24 protein-coding genes are annotated in these 23167 nt (G+C 72.2%); 9 read left to right on the top strand and 15 right to left on the bottom strand.

Annotated features, from left to right (window positions below; genetic code table 11):
• Window positions 1-106: 106 nt before the first annotated feature.
• Entirely contained in the window at window positions 107-349 is a 243-nt protein-coding gene (locus tag VFJ21_09900; GenBank protein HET7407430.1) for a hypothetical protein, read from the top strand.
• Complete coding sequence (locus VFJ21_09905; protein HET7407431.1) at window positions 297-776, top strand: hypothetical protein; 480 nt, start codon at window positions 297-299, stop codon at window positions 774-776. Before VFJ21_09900 ends, VFJ21_09905 begins: the two co-directional genes overlap by 53 nt.
• Before the next feature lie 22 nt (window positions 777-798).
• Here VFJ21_09905 and VFJ21_09910 read toward each other — a convergent pair whose 3' ends face one another.
• Genes VFJ21_09910 through VFJ21_09935 form a run of 6 tightly spaced genes read right to left on the bottom strand, consistent with a single transcriptional unit; the run spans window position 799 to window position 7446 of the window.
• Complete coding sequence (locus tag VFJ21_09910; GenBank protein HET7407432.1) at window positions 799-1953, bottom strand: acyltransferase; 1155 nt, start codon at window positions 1951-1953, stop codon at window positions 799-801.
• On the bottom strand, window positions 1950-2735 hold the full coding sequence (ribA, locus tag VFJ21_09915; GenBank protein HET7407433.1) for a GTP cyclohydrolase II: 786 nt from the start codon (window positions 2733-2735) through the stop codon (window positions 1950-1952). Before ribA ends, VFJ21_09910 begins: the two co-directional genes overlap by 4 nt.
• On the bottom strand, window positions 2624-3328 hold the full coding sequence (locus VFJ21_09920; protein HET7407434.1) for a dihydrofolate reductase family protein: 705 nt from the start codon (window positions 3326-3328) through the stop codon (window positions 2624-2626). The genes ribA and VFJ21_09920 overlap by 112 nt, the downstream gene beginning before the upstream one ends.
• Window positions 3321-4310: a lysylphosphatidylglycerol synthase domain-containing protein gene (locus VFJ21_09925; protein HET7407435.1), complete on the bottom strand. Its 990-nt coding sequence runs from the start codon at window positions 4308-4310 to the stop codon at window positions 3321-3323. Before VFJ21_09925 ends, VFJ21_09920 begins: the two co-directional genes overlap by 8 nt.
• Window positions 4307-5098: a methyltransferase domain-containing protein gene (locus VFJ21_09930; protein HET7407436.1), complete on the bottom strand. Its 792-nt coding sequence runs from the start codon at window positions 5096-5098 to the stop codon at window positions 4307-4309. Before VFJ21_09930 ends, VFJ21_09925 begins: the two co-directional genes overlap by 4 nt.
• Window positions 5095-7446 (bottom strand): CDP-alcohol phosphatidyltransferase family protein, encoded by a 2352-nt coding sequence (locus VFJ21_09935; GenBank protein ID HET7407437.1) that lies wholly within the window; start codon window positions 7444-7446, stop codon window positions 5095-5097. Before VFJ21_09935 ends, VFJ21_09930 begins: the two co-directional genes overlap by 4 nt.
• Window positions 7447-7528: 82 nt before the next feature.
• Between VFJ21_09935 and VFJ21_09940 the strand changes: the two genes are divergently transcribed.
• Genes VFJ21_09940 through VFJ21_09955 form a run of 4 tightly spaced genes read left to right on the top strand, consistent with a single transcriptional unit; the run spans window position 7529 to window position 10790 of the window.
• Window positions 7529-8506 (top strand): zinc-binding alcohol dehydrogenase, encoded by a 978-nt coding sequence (locus VFJ21_09940; protein HET7407438.1) that lies wholly within the window; start codon window positions 7529-7531, stop codon window positions 8504-8506.
• Window positions 8507-8509: 3 nt separating this feature from the next.
• A complete protein-coding gene (locus VFJ21_09945; GenBank protein HET7407439.1) occupies window positions 8510-8908 on the top strand; it encodes a 6-carboxytetrahydropterin synthase in 399 nt (132 codons plus the stop codon).
• Complete coding sequence (locus tag VFJ21_09950) at window positions 8905-9972, top strand: glycosyltransferase family 4 protein (GenBank protein ID HET7407440.1); 1068 nt, start codon at window positions 8905-8907, stop codon at window positions 9970-9972. Before VFJ21_09945 ends, VFJ21_09950 begins: the two co-directional genes overlap by 4 nt.
• A complete protein-coding gene (locus tag VFJ21_09955; protein ID HET7407441.1) occupies window positions 9969-10790 on the top strand; it encodes a class I SAM-dependent methyltransferase in 822 nt (273 codons plus the stop codon). The genes VFJ21_09950 and VFJ21_09955 overlap by 4 nt, the downstream gene beginning before the upstream one ends.
• On the opposite strand, the gene VFJ21_09960 is transcribed toward VFJ21_09955, so the two are convergent.
• The 6 genes from VFJ21_09960 to VFJ21_09985 form a co-directional block, all read right to left on the bottom strand.
• Entirely contained in the window at window positions 10787-11059 is a 273-nt protein-coding gene (locus VFJ21_09960; protein ID HET7407442.1) for a DUF6295 family protein, read from the bottom strand. The two genes, VFJ21_09955 and VFJ21_09960, sit on opposite strands and share 4 nt — an antisense overlap.
• Complete coding sequence (locus tag VFJ21_09965) at window positions 11056-11799, bottom strand: dienelactone hydrolase family protein (protein HET7407443.1); 744 nt, start codon at window positions 11797-11799, stop codon at window positions 11056-11058. Before VFJ21_09965 ends, VFJ21_09960 begins: the two co-directional genes overlap by 4 nt.
• 77 nt (window positions 11800-11876) lie before the next feature.
• Complete coding sequence (locus tag VFJ21_09970) at window positions 11877-12797, bottom strand: cupin domain-containing protein (protein ID HET7407444.1); 921 nt, start codon at window positions 12795-12797, stop codon at window positions 11877-11879.
• Entirely contained in the window at window positions 12794-13441 is a 648-nt protein-coding gene (locus tag VFJ21_09975) for a TetR/AcrR family transcriptional regulator (protein HET7407445.1), read from the bottom strand. The genes VFJ21_09970 and VFJ21_09975 overlap by 4 nt, the downstream gene beginning before the upstream one ends.
• A gap of 86 nt (window positions 13442-13527) precedes the next feature.
• A complete protein-coding gene (locus VFJ21_09980; protein HET7407446.1) occupies window positions 13528-15888 on the bottom strand; it encodes an excinuclease ABC subunit UvrA in 2361 nt (786 codons plus the stop codon).
• 63 nt (window positions 15889-15951) lie between these two features.
• Complete coding sequence (locus VFJ21_09985; GenBank protein HET7407447.1) at window positions 15952-17181, bottom strand: hypothetical protein; 1230 nt, start codon at window positions 17179-17181, stop codon at window positions 15952-15954.
• Between the two features lie 96 nt (window positions 17182-17277).
• On the opposite strand from VFJ21_09985, the gene VFJ21_09990 reads away from it, so the two are divergent.
• Complete coding sequence (locus VFJ21_09990; protein HET7407448.1) at window positions 17278-18498, top strand: citrate/2-methylcitrate synthase; 1221 nt, start codon at window positions 17278-17280, stop codon at window positions 18496-18498.
• On the opposite strand, the gene VFJ21_09995 is transcribed toward VFJ21_09990, so the two are convergent.
• From VFJ21_09995 to VFJ21_10005, 3 genes are read right to left on the bottom strand one after another with little or no spacing between them, the layout of a single operon-like run.
• On the bottom strand, window positions 18495-18935 hold the full coding sequence (locus VFJ21_09995; GenBank protein ID HET7407449.1) for a cupredoxin family copper-binding protein: 441 nt from the start codon (window positions 18933-18935) through the stop codon (window positions 18495-18497). The two genes, VFJ21_09990 and VFJ21_09995, sit on opposite strands and share 4 nt — an antisense overlap.
• Before the next feature lie 23 nt (window positions 18936-18958).
• Window positions 18959-19858, bottom strand: a complete 900-nt coding sequence (locus tag VFJ21_10000) for an LLM class F420-dependent oxidoreductase (GenBank protein HET7407450.1) — start codon at window positions 19856-19858, stop codon at window positions 18959-18961.
• A 32-nt stretch (window positions 19859-19890) separates the two neighbouring features.
• Window positions 19891-20082, bottom strand: a complete 192-nt coding sequence (locus VFJ21_10005) for a hypothetical protein (GenBank protein HET7407451.1) — start codon at window positions 20080-20082, stop codon at window positions 19891-19893.
• Window positions 20083-20156: 74 nt separating this feature from the next.
• On the opposite strand from VFJ21_10005, the gene VFJ21_10010 reads away from it, so the two are divergent.
• Together VFJ21_10010 and VFJ21_10015 are read left to right on the top strand one after the other, a co-directional pair.
• Window positions 20157-22151, top strand: a complete 1995-nt coding sequence (locus VFJ21_10010; GenBank protein HET7407452.1) for a transglycosylase domain-containing protein — start codon at window positions 20157-20159, stop codon at window positions 22149-22151.
• Window positions 22152-22202: 51 nt separating this feature from the next.
• A complete protein-coding gene (locus tag VFJ21_10015) occupies window positions 22203-23147 on the top strand; it encodes a pirin family protein (GenBank protein ID HET7407453.1) in 945 nt (314 codons plus the stop codon).
• Window positions 23148-23167: the final 20 nt, after the last annotated feature.

The raw sequence follows: 23167 nt of genomic DNA on the forward strand, positions 1-23167 counted from the left end.
CTCCCGCTGCGCCGGAGTGCCACTGCGCACTCCGGCGCAGCGGCGCCTCCACGTTGAACCAATGGCCGGCAGCGCACGTGCACAGCCCTGAAGAAGGGAGCGCACCATGCGCATGCGCCTGCTGGCGTCCGGCCTGACGGCACTGCTCGCGATGACGCTCGCCGCCTGCGGGGCCTCCTCGGCGGCGGCACCGACGTCTCCCGCGACGACCAACCAGAGCGTGCCGTCGACCTCGTCGTCGACCGGCGCGCAACCCACACCCTCCTGCACGAAACCGCAGAACAACGGTGGTGACCATGACGCGGACAACAACGGCGGCCCCGACGACGGCGACGGCTGCGGCACCTGAGCCGGCCTGGCTGGCCTGGCTCTTCCGGCCGGTGCCGCGAGCAGCTGCTCCGGCGGCGCGCGTCGCAGTCCTGGCGGGGATCGTCTTCGGCGCGGCCATGGTCGCGACGTCGGCGGTGATCCACCTGCACCTCTGGATGATCGGGTACAAGCACGTCCACCTGATCGGGCCCGCCTTCATGTTCCAGGCCATCTCGGGGTTCGTCCTGGCGCTGGTCATGCTGGGCTACCGGAGGCTGATCACGGTGCTCGCCGGCCTCGCATTCTGCGCGGGCAGCGTGGTCGCGCTGCTCCTGTCGGCGACGGTCGGCTTCCTCGGGCTGCACGACGGCCTCAGCGTGCCCTGGGCCGGCTGGTCGTTGACGTGCGAGCTTGCCGGGGCGGTGATCCTGTTCGGCTGTGCCGGCGTGATGCTGAAGCGCCGTTGAGGCCCGGGCGCCGTAGCAGCTGTCAGGCGGGCGACGTCGTGGAGGCCGTGGGCTGCGGCGTGACCGGGCGGCCGGGTCGAATCGCGGACCAGCCGCGCCGGCGCTGGAACGGCAACTCGAACACCTCGGCGAAGAGGCGGGCGAACGCGACGGTCAGCGGCACGATGACGGCGCACAGTACCAGGAACGTCGACCCACCGGTGCCGACGTGACCCTGCATCATCCCGAAGTAGGCGGCGATGACGATCGGCATGTGGGTCAGGTAGAGGCTGTAGGAGAAGCCGCCCAGGCTGCGCAGGGGGCGCAGGTCGAGGAGGCGCACGAACCACGCCGCCGGGATGCTGGCCACCGCCACGAGGAAGCAGCCGATCGCCGGCCCCAGAGCCAGATCCACCCAGAACAGATGCGTGTTCGTCCAGACCGCGCCCCTGACCGCGATCAGGACGAGCACCGGCGCGACCAGGGCGACTGAGCTCACGCCCCACACCCCTCGCCCCCGACCCTTTGCAGTGCCGACGAGGCTCGCGGCGACGACACCGACGGCGAACAGCACCGCCAGGTCGGGGGTGTACTGGTCCACCAGCCCTTGCGCGGCTCCCACGTGCGCGGCTGCGCAGCCACCCAGCGCGAACACCGGCACTCCGACGATCGCCAGCGGCGCCGCGCGGTTGACGCGGCGCACCGCCAGGACGAGGAGGGGGAGTACGACGTACAGCTGGGCCTCGATCGCGATGGACCAGAACGCCCGGTTGGGACTCGGCGCCGGGACCGCGTCCTGCACCAGGAGCGCGTTGGCGATCACCGACTTTCCGGTCGGGCGCGGCCAGCCCGGCTGGGCGACCACCATCCAGGTCATCAGCAGGCTGAAGGCGAGGGCCGCCCAGTAGGGCGGGAGGATCCGCCACGCCCGGCGCCGCGCGAAGGCCGCGACCCCGCCCAGGCGCCACCCGTGCCGCGCCGGTGACAGCGACAGCGAGAAGCCCGACAGCACGATGAAGACCACGACAGCGAAACGACCGTAGATGAAGCCGGCAGCCCACGGTGGGGCACGGTCGGCGGGATAGCCGGGGAACGCGCGCAGGAAGATGTGGTTCACCACGACGAACAGCGCGGCCAGCCCTCGGATGCCGTCGAGCCCCGCGAGCCGCCGCTCGCCCGCGGCGACCGCGGCGGTCACGACGAAGCCTGCGAGGGGCAGGCAACGTCTGCATCGGTGCAGTGCGAGAGCCCACGCAGGGTGTGTGCACCGCGGCGCGCCTTCGTCAGCAGGTAGGCCGCGTTGACGGCCGACAGGTGCACGGCTGTCGACACCAGTTCGGTCACGACGACGCCGTGCGCAGTGAGCTGTGAGGCCTTGTCGGGGTTGTTGCTCAGCAGCGCGATGCGCTGCACGTCGAGCGCCTGCAGCATCTGCGCGGCGACCGTGTAGTCGCGCTCGTCGGCGTGGCGGCCCAGCGCGAGGTTGGCCTGGTAGGTGTCGAGGCCGCAGTCCTGCAGCGCGTAGGCGTCCAGCTTGTCGTAGAGGCCGATGCCGCGACCTTCCTGTCGCAGGTAGAGCAGGTAGCCGCCGTGCCCGGAGATGCGTTCGACCGCTTCGCGAAGCTGCGCCCCGCAGTCGCACCGCTGGCTGCCGAACACGTCGCCGGTGACGCACTCGCTATGAGGTCGGACCAGGGGCGGGGTGCTGCCGTCCGGGTCGAATGCGCCCAGCGCGAGAGCGAAGTGCGGCTGCTGATCGGCCAGGCCGTTGAACGTCACCATGTCTGCGGTCGTGGTGTAGCCGTCGGCGAAGCGCAGCGGCACCGAGATCCGCCGGCGCACCGAGGCGCGGGACCGCGCGGCCGGCTTCACCGGCCCGCCCGTTCCGCCTCGAAGCGTGACGACAGCGCGTAGCGGGTGAGCACGACGTCGCCCACCTGGCGGACCTCGGCTAGCTCGGCCCGGCGGTCGACCGTCCACGGGAAGCAGCCGTCGAGCACGAACCGGCGCGCCCGCGAGTCGCCGACGAAGAACGGCGCGATCACGAGCTGCAGCTCGTCGGCCAGCCCGGTGGTGAGGAACTGCGTGTGCAAGGTGGCACCGCCCTCGACCATCAACCGATTGACCCCGCGTGCGCTGAGGTCCTCGCTGATCAGCCGCATGTCGAGCGACTCGCCGAGGTCGATCACGGTGGCTACCGCACCCAGCCGTGCGGCGATCCGGGCCGCTGCCGCGTTGCTGCAGTAGACGTACTTGTCGGCGTCGTCCGTGGCGAAGAAGTGGGCGCAGGGGTCGAGGTGCCCGGAGGAGGTGACCGTCACCTTGACGGGGGTCGGCGGGTCGCCGCGCTCGATCCGGTCCCGCCGACGTGCGGGGGAGCGCACGAGCAGCCGCGGGTTGTCGTTGCGCAGGGTCGTCGCGCCGACCATGATCGCGTCGCAACCGGCCCGGACGCCGTCGACGCGATCGAGGTCGGCGTCGTTGGACAGCACCAGCCGCCGGACGTCCGGGCTGTCCAGGTAACCGTCGAGCGACATGCTGGCGCTGAGCAGTGTGTACGGACGGTCAGCCACCGTTGCCTCCTTCCAGCGAGCGGGCGATTGCGAGCTGCGGCGGCGTGCCGGCGGGATGGGGCGGCACCCGCCGGCGGGCCGCCGTCCGCGACATCTCCGCGACCAGCACGGCGGCTCCGGGCGACACCGAAGCGAGCGCCAGCACGCCGTACAGCGTCGTGATTGCGACCCCGGTCGCGGCACCGAGACCGGCAGCGGCGAACGCCCAGGCCGCGGCCCCTTCGCGTGGTCCCCAGCCCGCGATGCCGAGCGGCGCCGATGTCGCCAGCTGCACCAGGATCGCCAGCGGCAGCAGTGTGCTGACGGAAGCAGACGCCCCGGCCGCGTGCGCGGCGATGAGGAAGACCGTGGTGTGCCCGGCCACCACGACGAGCGAGGCCAGTGCGACCTCGAGCCGGATGCCGCGGGCGAGCGGACCCGCGCGCAGGTCTGCGGTCACGGCACGGACTGCACGTGCGACGCGGCCGGCGGGCATCCGCGCGGCCAGCACCGCCACGGCAGCGGCGACTGCTGCGGCGGCACCGAGGACGAGGAGGGCGGCCGGGACGGCGGCGCGCACGGGCGAGGGCAGCGCGGCCAGCACGACGATCGCGACGGCCGCCTGCACCAGCTGTCCGGCGGTGCGTTCCCAGGCGACCGCCCGCAGGCCGCCGCCGACACTGCCCACGTCGCGCCCGTGCACCACACCGCGGTGCACGTCACCGACGATGCCTCCCGGCAGCACCAGGTTGAGCAGCTGCGAGCGGTAGTAGGCCGCGACGGCGACCGGCAGGGGGAGCCGCACCCCGAGGCCGTGCGCCACCAGCGTCCAGCGCCAGGCGGCACAGGTCGTCGTCAGCGCGGTGATGACGACGGATGCAGCGAGGGTCGTCGGCGTCATCGCGCGCAGACCGTGCGCGAACGGCGACGGCCCGATCCGCGCGACGACCGCGACGAGCACGGCCATCCCGATCACGAGCCGCAGCGCGCGCCCCCGGCTCATGCGTGCGCCACCTTCTCGGCCACCAGCGCGAACTTGCGGACGCGCCCGTCGCGCAACCAGTCACGCCACAGCCGGTGCGACGTGAGCAGGTCGTGGAGGCAGTCACGACCGAGCTGGGCGGCGATTGCGTGGGCATCCGCGCGGAACGCGTCGTGGAGAGCCGCAGCGGTGGACCGATGGGCCTGCGTGCACTCGGTCTGCCAGGTCACCCGCAACCCGGCCCGATCGAGGGACGACAGGAGATCCGGCAGCGCGACCGGCCACACGGTGCCGGACGCGGGCATGCGCGATCGCTCCGCTGCGGTCAGCGGGGGTCCTTCCTCCGCGGTGACGGCGAGACGCCCGCCCACGTCGAGGACGGCGGCGACCTGCTGCAGCAGCGACTCCTTGTCGGCGAAGGCGAGCAGCGTCTCCAGCATGAGGACGACGTCGTAGGGGCCACGGGGGATGGGCGGCACCCGGGCGACCTCGAAGCGGCAGTCCAGATCCAGGGCCCGTTGGCGCGCGACGCCGATCGCTTCGGCGTCCTCGTCGATCCCCACGTAGCTGCAGCCCAGCTCTCGGCTGATCAGCAGCCCGGGGCCACCGACACCGCAGCAGAGGTCCAGGACGGCCACTCCTGGTGCAACCCCAGCCCGGGCGGCCAGCTGCAGGATCTCGGTCGCCCCCATGAAGCTCTCCTGGCCGACGAACTCACCCGGCGCGAAGGCCGACAGGCGCGCCTGCAGCAGTGCGCGGTCGTAGTGCGCCCGCCCGTTGACCCGTCGCGGCTGCCGGACCACGTTCACGGCTGGGCCACGATCGGTGCTGTTGGTGCCGCACTGAACGCGCGCAGGAAACGGTTGCGGAAGGCATCCATCCGCCAGACCGGTGCATGCGCGTTCGGCAGCAGTCCGGGCTGCCACCGCCAAGCTGCGATGCGCGCGAGCACCTGGGGATCGCGGGCGATGATCGAGACCGGGACGTCGTGTCCGGCCCTCGCGCCGCTGACGACGGTGGCCGGCTGATGGTCGCCCAGCACGATGAGCACGAGGTTGTCGTCGTGGACGTTCTGCAGGAACGAATCCAGGGCGTGCAGTGAGTACTGCACGGACTCGCCGTACGCCGCCTGCACCTGCGCCCCGTCGCGCCAGACGGCCGACGGCTGTTCGCCCTGCGCCGGCATCGGGTCGTAGACGCTGCCGTCGCCGAGGCGCTGCCACGGGACGATGCGCGGCAGCGGTGCCCACGGCGTGTGGCTGGACACCAGGTCGATCTCCGCCATCACGGGTCGGCGGTGCGCCGGAGCGAGCTCCCGCCGGGCGAACGCCGCCAGGGTGTACTGGTCGGGGATCTTCGCGTAGCTGAAGCTCGGGCCCCGGTAGCCGACGTCGTTGCTGCCGTACAACGCGTCGAAGTCGTACAGGTGCTGACCCTCTGGCCACGGCGGGCGGCTCGACGGGATGTCCACGACTGTGCGCCAGCCGCCTCGTTTGAACAGCTTGCTGAGCGTCTCCCGGTTGCTCGCTGCCAGCTGGTCGTAGCGCTGCTGGCTGTCGATCCACAGTCCGGACTGCAGGGTGGAGTGCGCCAGCCAGCTGATGCCGCCGAACGTCGGTGAGGTGAGGAACGCGCTGCGGGCGCCGTAGCCCACGGCCTGCAGCTCCCGGGTGCTCGACCGCAGCACCGCATCGACTGGTGCGGAGAACGACGAGCCCTCGACCGCGACCCGGCCGTAGCTCTCGACGAACACCAGGAGCACGTCCTTGCCCCGCAGGCCGGTGAGCAGTGCGCTACCTGCTGTGCCGGCGTACGGGTCGGTGGCCGCGATCTGTTCGGTGAAGGCGTGCTGGTCCTCGACGGCCGTCCGCGCCCGATCGACCTCGCTGGTCAACGTTCCCGCCGCCGAGGTCGAGGCGAGCGGCGCACCGCCTCCGGCCGTGACCCCGAGTGCGATGCACAGCGTCCAGACGACGGCCAGCGTCGTGACCGTCGGAATCGCGGTGGGCCGGTGCCGGGCCGCGAGCGCCGCAACCCGCAGGGTCGCCAGCGTGATGACGGCGGCGAGCGCGACCATGGCGCATCCCGCTGCCACGAGGTAGAGGACCGCTCGGACCCGGCCGACCGAGTCGCTCAGCACCCCGATCGCGGGCCCGAAGCTGCTCCAGTCGGTGACCGGGTTGAACGGCCGGTCGAGGACGGTGAAGAACCCGAGGTCCAGGATCCGGATCAGGGTCAGCCCGCTGAGTGCCACGCCGGCGACCCCGGCGATGAGCCGTCGGGGTCGAGGCGGTACGGCGACTGCGACGGCGACGAGCAGCAGCCCCTCGACGGGCACCCGCAGGAACGCCCCGGGGGTCAGCTCGGTCAGGTGATCGGGCACTACGAGCGCGGCCCAGACCACGAGCACGGCGACGACGGCGACCACCCTGCGGATGGCCGGGCGCAGCCCCGACGGCGCCGGCGGTGCCGGCCGGTGCCGGTGCAGCCACCAGACGTCGCGGCCGAACGACTCGAGCAGCAACGCGAGCGCGACGGCCACGGCGACCCGGCCCCACACGGCGGGCAGCAGCGTCGCCGCGGCAACGGTGAGGACGATTCCCTGGATCGCGGCGACCGACTTCCGCCACTGCCGCGGCGGCAGCGCGGCGCGCAGCCAGGGCGCCGGCCGGCCCGCGACGAGGAAGGCGTAGCGCATCAGCCCGATGGCGAGCACCCACGGAGCCAGCGACTGCGCGACCTCGACGCTGAGGGCCAGGATCAGGAAGGCGTCGACCTCCCCGTCGAACCGTGCGCCGACCGCCGACGCCGTCGCGGTGCGACGAGCGATCCATCCGTCCACCGCGTCCAGGGCGATGACGAGCGAGGCCAGCGTGACGATCGCCGCGGTCGGCGCCGGCCGGCTGAGGCCCGTCGTGACCAGCGCGGCCACGGCGCCGGCCAGGATCGAGCGCCCCAGAGTCACCAGGTTCGCCGGGCCCAGCCGATCGGCGCCGGCTCGGAGCAGGCCGCGGTGCAGCAGCCCCGCGGTGACCGCTGCGCCGGCAACGCCGACGCCCCAGCCAGCGGCCGTCAACCCGACCACGCCGTCGAGCAGCCCGAGCAGCGCGAGCGCCGCGGCGAGACCGGTGAGCAGGGCTGATTGAACCGCGCGCACTCCCGCCTCCGTGTCTAGGCCGCAACGCTGTGCACGCGAGCGTCGGCGAGACGGTTCAACGCCCCGCAGAAACGAGGTCGAGGTGGATGAGGCCCGGGCGTTCTGGGTGCGCGAGCCCGGTACCGGTGAGATCCGCGCGGCGCGACTGCCTGCGCTCGGGCAGGGTGACGTCCGCGTGCGCACGCTCTGGTCCGCAGTCAGCCGCGGGACGGAGGCGCTGGTCTTCCGCGGCGGCGTGCCGGCGAGCCAGTACGCCGCGATGCGCGCGCCGTTCCAGGACGGCGAGCTGCCCGGCCCCGTGAAGTACGGCTATCTCAACGTCGGCGTCGTCGAGGAGGGGTCGACGGCGCTGCGGGGACGCCGCGTCTTCTGCCTCTACCCGCATCAGACGTCGTACGTCGTCCCGGCCGGATCCGTGATCGTCGTGCCCGACGACGTCCCGTCGCGTCGTGCGGTGCTTGCCGGAACGGTCGAGACGGCGGTCAACGCGCTGTGGGACGCCGCGCCGCTGCTGGGTGACCGGATCGCCGTGGTCGGCGCCGGGATGGTCGGCTGCTGCGTGGCGCGGCTGCTCGCGCAGTTTCCGGGCATCGACGTCACCCTCGTCGACGTCGACCCGCAACGCGCGCAGGTCGCCGAGGCGCTCGGGGTTGCGTTCGCCGTGCCGTCAGCGGCGCCGCGGGGGCGCGACCTGGTCGTGCACGCCAGCGCGACGTCCGCCGGTCTGCAGCTGTCGCTGGACCTGCTCGCATTCGAGGGCACGGTCGTCGACCTCAGCTGGTACGGCGACACCGAGGTCACCCTGTCGCTCGGCGGTGCCTTCCACTCGGGCCGGCTCGCCATCAGGGCCAGCCAGGTCGGTCGCGTGGCGCCGGGCCGCCGGGCCAGCCGGACCGGTGCGGATCGGCTCGCGCTCGCCCTCGACCTGCTGCGCGACGGCGCGTTCGATGCCCTGCTGACCGGCTCGTCGAAGTTCGAGGAGCTGCCCGACGTGATGGTCGGGCTGGCCACCGGTGCGCTGCCGGCGCTGTGTCACACGATCAGCTACGACGAGGGGTGAGGCGTGTTCAGCGTGACGGTCCGCGACCACATGATGGTCGCTCACAGCCTGCGCGGAGAGGTCTTCGGCCCGGCGCAGCGGTTGCACGGCGCGACGTACGTCGTCGACGTCACCTTCCGCCGGCAGGCGCTCGATGCCGACGGCGTGGTCGTCGACATCGCCGCTGCGGCCGCGCAGGTCGGAGAGGTCATCGCGGAGCTCACCTATCGCAACCTCGACGGCGAGCCGACGCTGGCCGGTGTCAACACGACGACCGAGGTGTTGGCGCAGGTGGTCGCCGACCGGCTCGCGCAGCGGATCCATGACGGGCGGCTCGGTGCGACCGCGCTGGGGCTCGGGGAGATCCACGTCACGCTGCACGAGTCGCACATCGCCTGGGCCAGCTACGAGCGGTCGCTGTGACGTCCCTGCACGTCGTCGTCCCGGACGGTGTCGACGACCCGACGCGGCCCAGCGGTGGCAACGTCTACGACCGTGAGATCTGCGACGGGTTGGCGGCGGCCGGGTGGTCGGTCCACGAGCACCCGGTGCCCGGGGCGTGGCCGTGCCCGGACGGTGCTGCCACGGCGGCTTTGGCCGACGTCGTCGGCGCGATCCCGGACGGCGCCACGGTGCTCGTCGACGGCCTGATCGGCTCGACCGTGCCGGGCGTCCTTGCGGCTGCCGCCACCCGGTTGCGTCTCGTCGTGCTCGTCCACATGCCGTTGGGGGACGGGCCGCCGGGCCACCGGGTCCGCGACGCCCGCGACCGCGAGCGAGACGTGCTGCGCGCTGCGGCAGCCGTCATCACGACCAGCGCCTGGACACGCGAGAAGTTGCTCTCCGACTACGCGCTGGCGGTCGATCGCGTGCACGTCGCCGAACCCGGAACGCGACCTGCCGCGCCGGCCCCGGGCACCGCCGCCGGCGGGCGGCTGCTCTGCGTCGCCGCGGTCACCCGGCAGAAGGGCCACGACCTGCTGCTCGCGGCACTGGCCGGGATCCGCGACCTTTCCTGGCACTGCGACGTCGTCGGCAGCCTGGAGCGGGAGCCCGGCTTCGTGGCGGCGCTGCGCCGGCAGGCCGAGGCGCTGCACGTCGGCGACCGCGTCGCCTTCCGGGGGACCCAGGTTCGCGACCGCCTCGACAGCGCCTACGCCGCCGCCGACGTGCTGGTCCTGCCGTCGCGTGCGGAGACGTTCGGCATGGTCGTCAGCGAGGCGCTCGCGCGTGGGCTGCCGGTGATCGCGACCGGTGTCGGAGGAGTGCCCGGTGCGCTGGGCCGCGCCCCGGACGGCCGGCCACCGGGGCTCCTCGTCCGCCCGGCCGACCAGCAGGCTCTGGCCGCTGCCTTGCGCGGCTGGCTCTCGGACGCCGAGCTGCGCGCGCGGCTGCGACGAGCCGCCGCACAGCGCCGCCCGATGTTGCCGCGGTGGTCGGCGACGGTCGACTGTGTCGTCCGGGTCCTGGCGGCGGTGGCGGCGTGAGCGACGCAGTGGGGGTGGTGAGCCCGGCGTGGCTGGACCTCCGGGAGCGGGCCGACGCCTCCGCCCGCGATCCGGCTCTGGTCGACGCGCTCCGCCACCAGCTGCCTGGCGGTGCCCCGCTGGTGGCCCATGACCTGGGGTGCGGGAGTGGCGCCATGACGCGCTGGCTCGCGCCGCAGCTCGCCGGCCCCCAGCACTGGGTGCTCCACGACCGCGATGCCACGCTGCTTCGGCTCGCCGCAGCTGTGGCCGTGCGGTCAGCGGATGGCGCCGCCGTCACCGTCGAGACCCGGCTCGAAGACCTCACCGACTTCGATGCCCACGACCTGGCCGGTGCCTCGCTCGTCACTGCCTCGGCGCTGCTGGACGTGCTCACCGTCGAGCAGGTGCGGCGCGTCGTGTCCGTGAGCACGGCGGCCGGCTGCCCAGCCCTGATCACGCTCACGGTGGTCGGACGCGTCGAATTCACTCCGGCCGACCCGTCCGACGCGGCGCTCACGTGCGCGTTCAACGCCCACCAACGACGAACGGTCGACGGGCACCGGCTGCTCGGCCCGGACGCGATCGCGTTCACGACCGCGGCATTCACCCACGCTGGAGCCGCGGTGCTGGTCCGGCCGAGCTGCTGGCGTCTCGACGCGTCACACCAGGACCTGCTGGGTGAGTGGCTCGCCGGCTGGATCGACGCGGCGTGCGAGCAGGAGCCCGGACTCGCGCCGGTCGCTCGCGCCTACGCCCGGCGTCGCGCCGCCGAGTTGGCCCGCGGCGACCTGCGAGTCGTGGTGCACCACCGGGACCTGCTCGCACTTCCGCCCTAGACGAGCCCCGGTGGCGCCGCGTCCAGGAGGGCGAGGATGCCCAGTGCGAGCCGCCGCGCGTCGTGCGGGTCGAGCTCGACGGCGACCCGCGCAGAGGGCCCCCGGTCGGGATTGCGGAAGTCGATGTTGAGCGTGTGCGTCGCCGGAGCGGACACGGGGTGGTCCAGGTAGAGCATGGCGTCGGACAGCGGGAACCAGCCCGTCGCTCCCTTGCCGGCGCCGCTGATCGCTACGTGCGTCGTCTCGTAGGTGCACATGAGAGCTCTCACGCAGCCAGGTGTCGGCCGAAGAACTGCCAGATCTTCTGCCATCCGTCGGCGGCCGCCTCCGGTCGGTAGCTCGGCCGGTCGGTGGAGAAGAACGCGTGACCCGCGTCGTCGTAGGTGTGGAACTCGAACTCCTTGCCCGCGGCCGCGAGCGCTTGCCGCAGGACCTCGGTCTCCTCCGGAGTCGGGTAGCTGTCGTCGGCCCCGAAGAGTCCGAGCAGCGGGCAGCGCAGCTCGGGCGCCAGGTCGACGATCGGCTCCGCGCGCAGCGGCATGCCCTCCGGTGGCCGGGCGACGAGGAACGCGCCGTAGCAGTCGACGGCCGCGTCGAGCGGCAGGCTGCAGGCGGCGAGAAACGACTGGCGACCGCCGGAGCAGTAGCCGATCGTCGCGACCTTGCCGTTCGACGCCGGCAGCGATCGAAGGTAGTCGACGGCGGCACCGACGTCTCCGATCAACCGATCGTCCGGCACCCCGCCCACGGCGCGCGCTGCCGCCGCCGCGTCGTCCGGGTCTGCACCGGGCGCCTCTCGGCTGTAGAGGTTCGGGCACAGCGCGAGGTAGCCGTGTGCGGCGAACTTGCGGGTGATCTCCTTCGTCCCCTCGTCATATCCGGGCATGTGATGAATGACGACCACGGCGCCGTAGCGGCCCTCGGCCAGCGGTTCCGCGAGATAGGCCTCCACGGGATCGCCGCCGTGGCCGGTCAGCGTGATGGTGTGGGCCCGTAGATCAGCACTCATCCGGACTCCTCGGCGTCGGGTGCGGCCAGACCTGCCGGCCGGCCGCACCCGACCCTATGGCCGGCGGAGTGCGTGACTCAGACGTGCTGCTGCGCCGCCGCGAACAGCTCGAGCTCGATGCCGTCGGGGTCGCGGACGACGAACCCGGAGCCGTACGGCGCGTCCGTGATCGTCCCCGGCGCGACGCCCCTGTCGGTGAGTGTGCCGCGCCACCGGACGAGCTTCTCACGATCCGCGCAGCTCACGGCGACGTGCTGGACCTCCGCGGCGGGAGCGCCGGCCAGCGCGAGGATCCATCCGCCCGTCGGGCTCAGCAACGTGACGTGTCCGGTGCCGTCGTCGGCGATCTCGCCGTCGATGCGTACGAGGTCGAACGCCTCGCGGTACCAGCGCTCACTCCTCGCCAGGTCGGTGACGCAGAGTGCGATGTGGTTGATCGAGCCGAGCGTGGGCGCGTCGCTGCCGGGTGGCAGGTGGCGGCGTGCCTCGTCCTCCTCCAGCGACGGACCGATCATCGGCGCGCCGTGCTCGGCGCTGGCGCGCGAGAGCGTCTCGAAATCGAGGTCGAACTCGTCGTGGGGCGGCAGCCGGCGGTCGTCGGTCGGCGTACCGACGGCCTGGACGAAGCGCAGGAAGCTGTCGTCCGCATGCACGAGGAGCAGGCGCGCCGGGACGCGGCTGGTGACGCGGAACGTGTGGCCGATCCCGTGGGGCAGCACGACGTAGCTGCCAGGCCGCGCGACGATCGTCCGGTCGCCGCAGCGGATCACCAGCTCGCCGTCGAGCAGGTAGAACGAGTCGTCCAGCGACTCGTGCACGTGCTCCGGCGGCGACCCGCCGGGCGGGATCGTCAGCTCCATGACGGCCGGGCACACCGGTGCGCCCTCGGGGTTGCGCAGCACCAGGAGCGTGCCGAGGAACCACCAGGCGCGGCTGGTGGCGGGCTCGCTGGCGATCTCCCGGTCGCCGATCTGCGTCGGTGCGGATGTGACGGTCATCGAGATTCCCCCTTCGTGGACCTGGATGGAGACGTCGTACGGCTTCTGGCCTTTCGGCGGTCGTGGCTCTCGTCGCGCAATGCGGCCACCAGCGTGTCGATCGCCCACGCCACGGCCTGCTGTGCGTCGGTGTCGTCGAGCCCGCTGTCGTCGCTGATGCTCACCCACGACACGGCACTGCAGAGATGCGCGATCACCGCGGTGGCGCGGCGCGCGGTGTCCGCGTCGAGGCCGTCGGTCAACGGCTTCAGGGCGGTGCGGATCGCCGCGACGCGGTGCGGGCGGCCCGAGGATCGCGCGGCACGCCCGGCCGTGGTCTGCACCAGTGCGCGGGTGAGCGTCGGCCGGGAGGAGAGGCGGCGTGCTGCGTCGAGGAAGCTGGCGGAGATGTCGTCCGGGTCGCCGATGTCGAACGGAACTCCGAGTGATCCGTAGAGGTGTTCGCCGGCTGCGGCCAGCAAGGACGCCCGGTCGGGGAAGTAGCGGTAGAGCGTGCGCAGCGAGATCCCGGCCGCGGCCGAAACGTCCGACATCGACACGTCGTCGACGGTCTTCTCCTCGAGCAGGCCGACCGCCGCCTCGAGCACCGCCAGCCGGACGTGGTCGGCTTGGCGCTCGCGGAGTGACCGCTCCGGAAAGGTCATGACACGACTATGACATCGAGACATAGTCATGTCAACGCAAGTCGCGTCGCGAGTTTCCGACCGAGCAGGCCGATGACGGCGCGGCCTCAGGTGCTGCCGACGTAGGTCGCCAGGTGCGCGCCGGTGAGGGTCGCCCGGCCGGCGACGAGATCGGCCGGGATGCCCTCGAAGACGACGCGGCCGCCGTCGTGACCCGCCCCGGGGCCGAGGTCGATGATCCAGTCGGCGTGGGCCACGACGGCTTGATGATGCTCGATGACGATGACCGACTTCCCGGAGTCGACGAGCCGGTCGAGCAGGCCGAGCAGCTGGTCGACGTCGGCGAGGTGCAGCCCGGTGGTCGGTTCGTCGAGGACGTAGACGTCACCCTTGTCCGACATCTGGGTCGCCAGCTTCAGCCGTTGCAGCTCGCCGCCGGACAGCGTGGTCAGGGGTTGTCCGAGAGTCAGGTAGCCGAGCCCGACGTCCGTCAGCCGGTCGAGGATCGCCCGAGCGGCCGGAACGTTCGCGGCGTCGTCGCCGAAGAAGTCCCGCGCCTCGGTCACGGGCATCGCGAGCACCTCGCTGATGTCGCGTCCGGCGAGGCGGTAGTCGAGCACCGACGCCTGGAAACGTTTGCCGTCGCACTCCTCGCAGGTGGTGGAGACGCCGGCCATCATCGCCAGATCCATGTAGACGACGCCGGCGCCGTGGCAGGCCGCGCAGGCGCCGTCGGAGTTGGCGCTGAACAGCGCCGGCTTCACGCCGTTGGCCTTGGCGAAGGCCTTGCGGATCGGGTCGAGCAGCCCGCTGTAGGTCGCCGGGTTGCTGCGTCGGGATCCGCGGATCGCGGCCTGGTCGACGGTCACCACACCGTCGCGCCCGGACAATGATCCGTGGACCAGTGAGCTCTTGCCGGAGCCGGCCACACCGGTGATGGCGACGAGGATGCCGAGTGGCACGTCGACGTCGACGTCCTTCAGGTTGTGGGTGTTCGCGCCGCGAACCTCCAAAACGCCCGACGGCGCGCGCACGGACCCCTTCAGCGAGGCGCGATCGTCCAGGTGCTGCCCGGTGAGCGTCCCGCTCGCGCGCAGTCCGCCGACCGTTCCCTCGAACACGACCTCGCCCCCGGCCGTGCCGGCCCCCGGCCCGAGGTCGACGACGTGGTCGGCGATGGTGACGACCTCCGGCTTGTGCTCGACGACGAGGACCGTGTTGCCCTTGTCGCGCAGCTGGAGCAGCAGGCCGTTCATGCGCTGGATGTCGTGCGGGTGCATCCCGATCGTCGGCTCGTCGAAGACGTAGGTGACGTCGGTGAGCGACGACCCGAGATGGCGGATCATCTTCGTGCGCTGGGACTCACCGCCTGACAGGGTGCCCGACGGCCGGTCCAGGCTCAGGTAGCCCAGCCCGATCTCCACGAACGACTCGAGGGTGTGCAGCAGGGCGGCCAGCAGCGGTGCGACCGACGGCTCGTCGAGGCCGCGCACCCATGCGGCGAGATCGCTGATCTGCATCGCGCCCGCGTCGGCGATGTTGATGCCGCTGATCTTCGACGACCGGGCCGCCTCGTTGAGCCGGGTGCCGTCGCAGTCGGGGCAGGTCGCGAAGGTGACCGCCCGCTCCACGAACGCACGGATGTGCGGCTGCATCGCGTCCGGGTCCTTGGACAGCATTGACTTCCGGATCCTCGGGATCAGCCCTTCGTAGGTCAGGTTGATGCCGTCGACCTTGATCTTCGTCGGCTCGCGGTAGAGGAGGTCGTGCAGCTCCTTCTTGGTGTACCTGCCGATCGGCTTGTCGAAGTTGAAGAACCCGGAGCCGCGGAAGATGCGGCCGTACCAACCCTCCATGCTGAATCCCGGCACGGTGAGCGCACCGTCGGCGAGCGACTTGCTGTCGTCGTACAACGCCGCCAGGTCGAAGTCGGTGACCGCACCGCGACCTTCACACCGCGGGCACATGCCGCCCTGGTAGACGACCTCGCGTACGACGACCCGCTCGCCCTTCCCGCGGTCGACGTCCATCGACCCACGCGCCGTCCTCGTGGGCACGTTGAACGAGAACGCCGTGGGCGGGCCGACGTGTGGCCGGCCGATGCGGCTGAACAGGATGCGCAGCATCGCGTTGGCGTCCGTGGCGGTGCCGACGGTGGAGCGGGCGTCGGCACCCATCCGCTGCTGGTCGACGAGGATCGCCGGCGTCAGCCCGTCGAGGACGTCGACCTCCGGGCGGGCCAGGGTGGGCATGAACCCCTGCACGAACGCGCTGTAGGTCTCGTTGATCAGGCGCTGCGACTCGGCGGCGATCGTGTCGAACACCAGCGAGCTCTTGCCCGACCCCGAGACGCCGGTGAACACGGTGAGCCGCCGCTTGGGGATCTCGACGCTGACGTCCTTGAGGTTGTTGACGCGCGCACCGTGCACGCGGATGAGGTCGTGGCTGTCCGCGACGTGCTGCTCCATGCCGTTCAGGCTAGGGGCGACCGGAAGGTCGGCAGGTCTCGCGCCAGACCGCTGCCGGCAGCCTCAGGCAGCGGCGTCCAGTGCCCCCGGGAACAGCAGCGCCAGCTCGCGTGGGTAGCGGGCGATGAGGCCGAGCTCGTCGTCGGTGAGCGGCCGGCCGGACATCGCGTTGCACAGCTGGACGACCTGGAACGCCAGCTCCTCGTCGGGACTGTCCAGCCCGAGCCCGTCCATCACGTGCCGGAACCCCGCCTTCCCGCCGTACTCGCCGGTGAGGACGACGCGTCCCTCCCGGCCGTGCCAGTCGTGGGGGAACGGACCGAGGGTCTGCTCGTCGTAGAGCTCGTAGTTGCCGTGGTCCTTGAGCGCGCCGTCGGCGTGGATCCCCGACTCGTGCGCGAACGCGTTGCGCCCCACGCCGACCTGGTTGAGGGGGAGCGGCTGGCCGAGCGCGTACGACGCCCACAGGGCGAACCGCCGTGCCCACGACAGGTCGATGGGGTCGCCGATCTCCGCCGGGGACAACCCGAACCCGTGGCGGAATGCGAGGATCGTGGACAGCAGGTCGGCGTTGCCGGCCCGCTCCCCGATGCCGTTGATGCAGGTGTTGATCCAAGCATCCTGGCCCGCGTCGAGATCGCCGAGCGCACCGGACACGGAGTTGGCGACGGCGAGGCCGAGGTCGTTGTGGCAGTGCGTCTCGATCGGCAGCCCGGTGTCGGTCGCCAGCTTGGCGAACCGTTCGCGGATGCGGTCGGGAGTGTCACCGCCGATCGTGTCGCAGTAGCGCGCGCGGTCGGCGCCGGCCTCCTTCGCCGCGAGGGCGAATTCACGCAGGAACGCGTCGTCGGTGCGCGACCCGTCCTCGGCGTTGACGCCGACCGTGGTAGCGCCGGCCTGCTTGGCCAGCCGCACCGCCGCCGTCATCTCCCGGACGATGGCATCGCGATCGAGCCGCCCGCGGAACTTGTTGGCGATCATGTAGTCGGAGGTCGAGATCGAGAGGTTGTAGTGCCGCAGACCCAGCGGCGCGGCCTTCTCGACGTCGGCGGGCACGGCGCGGCACCAGCCGGAGAGGCGCAGATCTCCGAACGCGCCCGCCTCGGCCAGCGCGATCTGCGCGCGGACGTAGGGGACCTCGTGGAAGAGGAACGGGAAGCCGATCTCCGACTGCGCCACGCCGAGGCGCCCCAGGTAGACGTTGACCATCGTCTTGCCGAACTTCGACAACCCGGTCCGGGCCGTCTGGACGCCGTCGCGGTTGGTCACGTCGAGGAAGTGGATCTGGGGCATGCGTCCTCCTGTCGGGCTCGTTCTTCGCCTCTCACATTGACAGTTGGAGCGACATCGATCAACATTGATTCCACAATCAATGTCAGAGGGTGGCGGATGGCGGCTCGCGACTGGGTCGATGCCGCCGAGGCGGCCCGGCGCCTCGGGGTGAAGCCGGCGACGCTCTACTCCTACGTGAGCCGGGGCCTGCTGCGCTCCCGTCGCGATGCCGACGGGCGGCGCAGCCTCTTCGACGCGGCCGAGGTGGCGGCGCTGCGCCGGCGGGCGCACCCGCCCAGCCAGGACCAGCAGCTGACGATCGAGTCCGCGATCACCACGCTCGGCGACGACCGCCCCTACTACCGGGGGCGTGACGCGCTGGCCCTGGCGCGGACCGCGACCTTCGAGCAGGTGGCGGAGTGGCTCTGGAGCGGCCCGGAGGCGCCTACCGCTACGCCGTGGCAGGCGGACCCGGCGGCGGCGGCAACGGCCGCGGCCGCGCAGACGCTGCTGCCGGAGACGGCCCTCCCGCTGGATCGGCTGCACGTCGTCGTCACCACGCTCGCGATGAGCGACCCGCTCCGGTTCGCACTGGAACCCGAATCGGTGGCCGCGGTCGGCAGGTCGATGATCGCGGGCATGGTCGAGGCGTTGCCGGCGCAGAGGCGCCGCCGCCCGGGCCCGGCGATCGCCGAGCGGTTGTGGTCCAGGCTGGCCCGGACCCCGCCGGCATCAGGCCTGCTGCGCGCGCTCGACGCCGCGTTGATCCTGCTGGCCGATCACGAGCTCGCCGCCTCGACCGTCGCCGCGCGCGTCGCTGCCTCGGTGCAGGCCGATCCCTATGCCGTGGTGAGCGCCGGCCTCGGCGTCGTCGGTGGCCCCATGCACGGCGGGGCGACGTTGGGTGCCGAGCGAATGCTCGCCGAGGTCCGCGAGCCGGAGAGTGCAGCGGCGGTGATCGGCGAGCGCCTGCGCCGCGGCGAGCGCATCCCCGGCATCGGGCACATGGTCTACCGGGAGGCGGACGGCCGCGCGCGGGTGCTGCTCGACCTCGTGCGCGCGGCGGCACCGGGTCACCCGAGGCTGCAGGCGGCGGAGGCGCTGCTCGCAGAGTTCGCCGCGCGGGGCCTGCCGATGATGAACATCGACTTCTCGCTGGCCGCGCTGACCGCGGTGGCCGGCATGGTGACCGGCGCGGGGGAGGCGGTCTTCGCGGTGGCCCGCACGGCGGGCTGGCTCGCGCACGCGCTGGAGGAGTACGCGCACCCCTCGCCGCTACGCCCGCGCGCGGTCTACGTCGGCCCTGCTCCGCTGGACGCGCCGCTCGAGCCGGTCTAGCCGCGGACGATCAGCGTGCCCTTCATGTAGGGGTGGATCGTGCAGATGTAGTCGTAGGTGCCGGGTTTGGTGGGTGCGGTGAACGTCGCCGTCTTGCCCGGGTCGATGGTGCCCGTGTCGAACGACTTGTCCTTGGCGGTCACCGTGTGCGGGGCCGTGTCGTTGTTGCGCACCGTGATCCGGGCTCCCGGCGCGACGGTCAGCGTGGCCGGTGAGTAAGCGAAGTTCTTGATGCTGATCGTCGACCCCGACACCGGCGTCGACGAACCGCCGCTCGACGACGCCGACGACATCGGCATGTTCGACATCGACGCGGTGCCCGACGCGCCGGAACCGCCCGACGAGCCGCCGCAACCGGCGGCAACCACGGCCAGCGTCAGGATGGCGAGCGCGGTGGCGGGAAGGCCGGACGCGCGGGAGCGGTGGTGGGAGGTCATGGCCCAGATCCTGACATGCGTGCCTAGAGCGTCTTCACCGCTTGCGCCAACTCTCGCCAGCCGTCGCGCGGGGGTGCCGCGAGGTCTTCGCCGAGCACTTGGACGCAGACGTGGTCGGCCCCGAAGTCGAGGTGCTGCTGCACCCGGTCGACCGCCTTCTCGACCGGCCCGACCGCGACGATCGCGTCGACGAGCCGCTCGCTACCGCCGTCGGCCACGTCGTCGTCGTTGAACCCGAGCCGCTTGAGGTTGTTGACGTAGTTGGGCGCCCGCAGGTAGACGGCCATGCCCTTGCGGGCCGTCTCGAGGCCCCGCTCACGGTTGCTGTCGATGACGACCATCTGCTCCGGCGCGAGGATCGGGCCGGGCCCGAGGATCTCCCGTGCCGTCTTCGTGTGCTCGACCGGCACGAAGTAGGGGTGCGCGCCGTCGGCCTTGGTGGCGGCCAGCTGCAGCATCTTGGGCCCGAGCGCCGCCAGCACGGTCGCGGAGCGCTCCTTCGGCCCGACCCCGCGGAAGATCGCCTGATCCATCTCCTCGAGGTAGCCGACCATCTTCGAGTAGGGCTTCGAGTAGTCGTGGTGCCGCACCCGGTCCACCAGGTGGTGATGGCTGACGCCGAGCCCGAGGAGGAAGCGGCCGGGGAACGCTTCCTCGAGGCTGCGCTGGGTGTTGGCCATCGTGACCGCGTCGCGCGCCCAGATGTTCGCGATACCGGTGGCGATGTGGAGGCGCTCGGTGGAGTCGAGCAGCAGCGTCGCGGTGACGAACGGATCGCGCCCGACCGTCTCCGGGATCCACAACGTCGGGAAACCGAGCTCCTCGAGCTCACCGGCGACCCGCCGAGCCTCTGCGGAGGGCAGGGCGTCGAGAACTCCGGTCCAGATACCGACCCGACCCAGGTCGAAGCGCTTCGTCGTCACGATGCCGACCATACGTGAGGCGCTGCCCGCGCCTACCGGCGTACCGGCTGCTTCTCGCGCTCCGACGACGGGTACGGCGCCGCGCCGGGAGTTCCCTCGCGCTTCGCGCGCTGGGTGCGAATCACCTCGGCCGCGACGCGCACGAGCAGAGCCGCGACGTAGACGACGGCGTAGAGGAGTGCGAAGACGATGAGCGCCACGGCGAGCCACGACAACCAGACCACGTCGGGTGGTGTACCCGAATCCGGGCCGTTACTCCTGGGTGTCGGCTCGCCGGGTTGGCGGGTAGGGAGCACGAATGCCCCGCGTTCCCTGGCCTTCGCCCCTGCTCGTGCTCAAGATCGCCGGCGGCATCTTCGGAGCGTTCGCCCTGATCTCCGGGGCGGTGTTCGCGGTCGTCTACCTCACCACGCCCACGCCCGAGCCCAAGGCGTCGGCCACGGCGCAGGCGACCACGTTCTCCTTCGCCGACGGCAGCTCGCTGGCGACGGTGGGGCAGGTGATGCGCAAGAACGTGCCGCTGCAACACGTGCCACTCGACCTGCGGCACGCCGTGCTGGCCGCGGAGGACGACAGCTTCTACTCGGCGCCGGCGATCGATCCCTGGCGCACGCTCGAGGCCGGCTTCCGTGACCTCGCCGGCGGCAGCATCCAGGGCGCCTCGACGCTGACGCAGCAGTACGTGAAGATCGCCTACCTCAACGACGAGCGCAGCATCGGACGCAAGCTGCAGCAGGCGGTCCTCGCGGTGAAGCTGGCGCAGGCCCAGCCGGCCGACCAGATCTTCCAGGACTACCTCAACGCCGTCTACTTCGGCCGGCACGCCTACGGCGTCGACACTGCGGCCGAGGCCTACTTCGGTCAGCCGCTGTGGAAGCTCGACACCGCGCAGTCGGCGCTGCTCGCCGGGGTCATCAACGCCCCGAGCTCGCTCGACCCGGCGCTGAACCCGCAGGCGGCGAAGACGCGATGGCACTACGTCGTCAACCGCCTCGTCGCCGACGGCTACCTGGCGCAGGCCGAGGCCGACCGGCTGCAGTTCCCGAAGACGGTCCCGCCGCACGCCTCCGCCGCGCAGGCATACAACGGCTCGCGCGGCTACCTCGTGCAGGCGGTCAAGCAGGAGCTGCGGCGACACGGATTCAGCGACCGGGAGATCGAGACCGGCGGGTTGAAGGTGACGACCACCATCGACCCCAGGATGCAGCGGGCCGCGGTGGCCGCCGAGGAGCAGGTGCTGCGCGCCGGTCCGCCGACCGACCCCCTGTCCGGGCTCGTCGCGGAGGTGCCCGGCGACGGCGCGATCCGTGCGCTCTACGGCGGCCGCGACTACGGCGGCAAGTACCCCGCGTCGCAGGTCAACACGGCGCTGGACGCACGCCGTCAGGCCGGGTCGTCCTTCAAGCCCTACGTCCTCGCGACCGCGCTCGAGCACGGCATCCCGCTCAGCCAGCCCTTCGACGGGTCAAGCCCGAAGACGGTGCCCGGCTACCCGCACCCGGTCCTCAACTTCAACAACGAGCAGTGCACGCCCTGCACGCTGCTCGACGCGACCGCTCAGTCGGTCAACACCGTCTACGTGCCGCTCGCCGCGCAGGTCGGTCCCAACCAGGTGGCCGCCCTCGCGCACGGCGCGGGCATCCCGGCGTCGGTGCCGTTGCACGGTACGCACGGCTATGCCGATGCGGGTATCGCGCTCGGCATCTACGGCGTACACGTTGTCGACCAGGCGACGGCCTACGGCACGTTCGCCGACGGCGGCGTCGCGGTCGAGCCCTACCTCGTGTCGAAGGTCGTGCGGCCGGGGCACGGCGTCGTCTACCAGCACAAGGCGGTGCGGCACCGGGCGATGCCGCCGAGCATCGCCGCGGGCGTGACCTACGCGCTGCAGGACGTCATCGCCAACGGCACCGGCAAGGGCGCGACCCTGCCGGGCCGACCGGCGGCCGGCAAGACCGGCACGGCCGAGAACGCCGCCGACGCCTGGTTCGTCGGCTACACCCCGCAGCTCGTCACTGCGGTCTGGATGGGCTACCCGAGCCCGTCACACACCCTGCACGACGTCGAAGGAGTCGCGACGGTGACCGGCGGCACCCTCCCCGCCACGCTGTGGCAGCATTTCATGACCGCGGCACTGGCCGGGGTCCCGGCGGCGCCCTTCCCCGCCTACAGCGTCGCGCCCGCGCCCGCCCCGGCGGCGCCGGCCGCCCAGCCGCCGCCTCAGCCGCAGCCGGCCGTCCCGCCGCAGAACCTGCCGTTCGGGCACGGCGGCAAGCATCATCGCCACGGCTAACCGGCCGGCCGCCGGCTCGCCGGGCGGCGCGGTGCCGAGGACAGTGAGGGCATGAGCGGACCCGTCAGCACCGTCGACGCAGCAGCCGTCCCCGAGCACGGGGAGCCGACCGCGCCCGAGGTCGAGATCAGCGAGAGCCACTTGGCGACCGTCGGCCGCTTCCGGGTGCGACGCGCGCTGCCGCGTCGCACCCGCCGCACGGTGGGAGCGTGGTGCTTCGCCGACCACATGGGCCCCGCGAGCGTGACGGAGAACGCGAGCCTCGACGTCGGCCCGCACCCGCACATCGGGCTGCAGACCGTCACCTGGCTGCTCGACGGCCAGGTGCTGCATCGCGACAGCCTGGGCAGCGAGCAGATCATCAGCCCCGGGCAGCTGAACCTCATGACCGCCGGGGGCGGGGTGAGCCACAGCGAGGAGGCGACCGGGCACTACCGCGGCGAGCTCGAGGGCATCCAGCTCTGGATCGCGCAGCCCGACGCGACCCGCACGGCGGGCGCACGGTTCGAGCACCACACCGACCTGCCCGCTGTCGACCTGCACCGCGGCGCGGCCACCGTGCTGGTCGGCGAGCTGATGGGTGCCGGCAGCAGCGCGCGCCACGACTCGCCGCTCGTCGGCGCCGACCTGCACCTGGGCGGCGGGCGGGTCCTCGTCGAGCTGCGACCGCAGTGGGAGTACGCCGTCGTGGTGCTGCGCGGCCGGCTGGTCGTGGACGGCGCGCCGCTCGGGCCGGGCCATCTCGGCTACCTCGGCCGCGGCCGGGACGAGCTCGCCCTCGACGCCGACGTCGAGACCCGGGCGATGCTGCTCGGGGGTGAGCCCTTCGAGGAGCGGATCGTCATGTGGTGGAACTTCGTCGCCCGCAGCCGCGAGGAGCTGGCCGCCGCCTACGCCTCGTGGGACCTCGGTGACGACCGCTTCGGCACGATCGACTCGCCCCTGGCGCGCATCCCGGCCCCGACGCCCTACTGGCTGACGATGCGTGAGCCGTGAGCGCCGGTGGCAGGCTGAGG

The sequence above is a fragment of the Mycobacteriales bacterium genome (genome assembly GCA_035690485.1).
Taxonomy (GTDB): Bacteria; Actinomycetota; Actinomycetes; order JAFAQI01; family DASSKL01; genus DASSKL01.